This window comes from Sinomonas sp. (assembly GCF_036848755.1).
GTDB lineage: Bacteria > Actinomycetota > Actinomycetes > Actinomycetales > Micrococcaceae > Sinomonas.
In genome coordinates this window covers 1-1,535 of record NZ_DAIUJO010000098.1, presented here as the reverse complement: position 1 = coordinate 1,535, position 1,535 = coordinate 1, and the positions used below count along the sequence as shown (strand labels likewise).

The 1,535-nt window shown below is 66.6% G+C and carries 1 protein-coding gene; it reads right to left on the bottom strand.

What is annotated here, in order from left to right:
- Window positions 1–128 precede the first annotated feature (128 nt).
- Window positions 129–1,283 carry an extracellular solute-binding protein gene (locus V7053_RS14420; RefSeq protein ID WP_334172968.1) on the bottom strand — a complete coding sequence of 385 codons (1,155 nt, stop codon included), beginning with the start codon at window positions 1,281–1,283 and terminating at the stop codon, window positions 129–131.
- Window positions 1,284–1,535: the final 252 nt, after the last annotated feature.

Genomic DNA, 1,535 nt, shown 5'->3' with positions numbered 1-1,535 from the left:
AGGCGCGTGGCGTCGTCCATCGCCTCGTCCAGGAGCTCGGGCGGCGGGCGCCACAGCTCCTGCCGCCGCACGCGCGGCGGCAGGCCTGTCAGTGCCCCGTGCGGGGCGTCCCGCGCTGGCTTCGGCGGTCACTGGCCGGGGACCTTCTGGTCCCACAGGTTGTTGAGGTCCTTGGACATCTGGTCGAAATAGCCCTTGCGGAGGTTGTTCGTGTCAGCGTTCGCGAACTTGTCCTGCAGGTCCTTGGGGAGCTTGTCGAGGGAGATCGCGGGGTAGCCCGAGATGTCCTTGACGATCATGGCCTGCTGCGCGGGCTGCAGCACGAATTCGGCGAGCTTGAGGGCCGCTTCAGCATTGGGGCTGTTCGAGGGGACGCCGAGATAGGCCGCGCCGCCTGTGAAGGACGGGTCCGAGATCTGCTCCGCCTTGACCGTCGAGGGGATCGAGCCGTTCGCGACGCCGGTGGTGAACTGGTCGGACCAGACGGGCGCCATCGAGATCTGCCCGCTCGAGAGGAGTGCGAGCGTCTGCTGATTGCCGTTGGGGTACACGCCCTTCTGGTACACGTACTGGTTGAGTCCCTTGAGCTCGGCGAAACCCTGGTCCCAATACGACTCGAGGCTCTTGTCGTAGCCGACCGTCATCTTCTGCCGCGCATCGGCGGGGACGTACTTGTCCAGTACCGTCGCGACGAAGGAGGCCCCCGAGCCGCCCGACTTGGGCGAGTTGTAGGTGAACTTGCCCGGGTTGGCCTTGATCCAGGCGAGGAGCTGGTCCAGCGTCTTGGGCGGCGTCGGCACGGCCTTGGTGTCGTAGGCGAGCAGGACGGAGGATCCGCGGTAAGGGATGCCGCCGGAGCCACCAGCCTTGACGACGTCGGAGGGGATGTTCGCGAGCGACGGAACCTTCGTCGAGTCCACGGGAACGAGGAGGTTGGCCGCGGAGGCCTTGGGGATGAACCCCGCGTCGACGAGATCGAAGCCGGGATCCTTCTTCTGCTCGACGGAGCTCGTGAGCTTCGCGAGCGTCTGGGCGTCGTGTTCGCCGTGCAGGTCGATCGTGACTTGGACCTTATAGCCCGGGTTCGCCTTCTCGAAGGCGGGAGCAAGGTCCTTCTCCCAGACCGACTGGATGTTCGTGTCGCCGCTGATGAAGACCCGGACGGTCTTCGCTCCGCTGTCGGCGGCGCTGCCCCCTTCCGTGCTGCTCTGGGCGCAGGCGGTGAGGGAGAGAGCCATAGCCGCGATGGCGGCGGTGGCTCCGAGGGCAGTCTTGAGCTTCATGGATGTCTCCTGTGAACGGCGGGCGGGTTGTCCGCCCGGACCACGTGATGGCGCTGCGCGATCGCTCTGCCCCCGGACCGCTGCGCCGACAATCCATATGACACGTTTGTCCTGACTAACCGTCAAAGGCGAGGTAGCCGTGAGGTTAAATCCGGCGCGCCGCCCATGCCGCCGGCGCCCACATCGAAGGGTGGTAGGCGTCCCTCTGATCAGCCCGCTGCCCAGACGGCGACTGCCGCCGCGCCGGCTCGT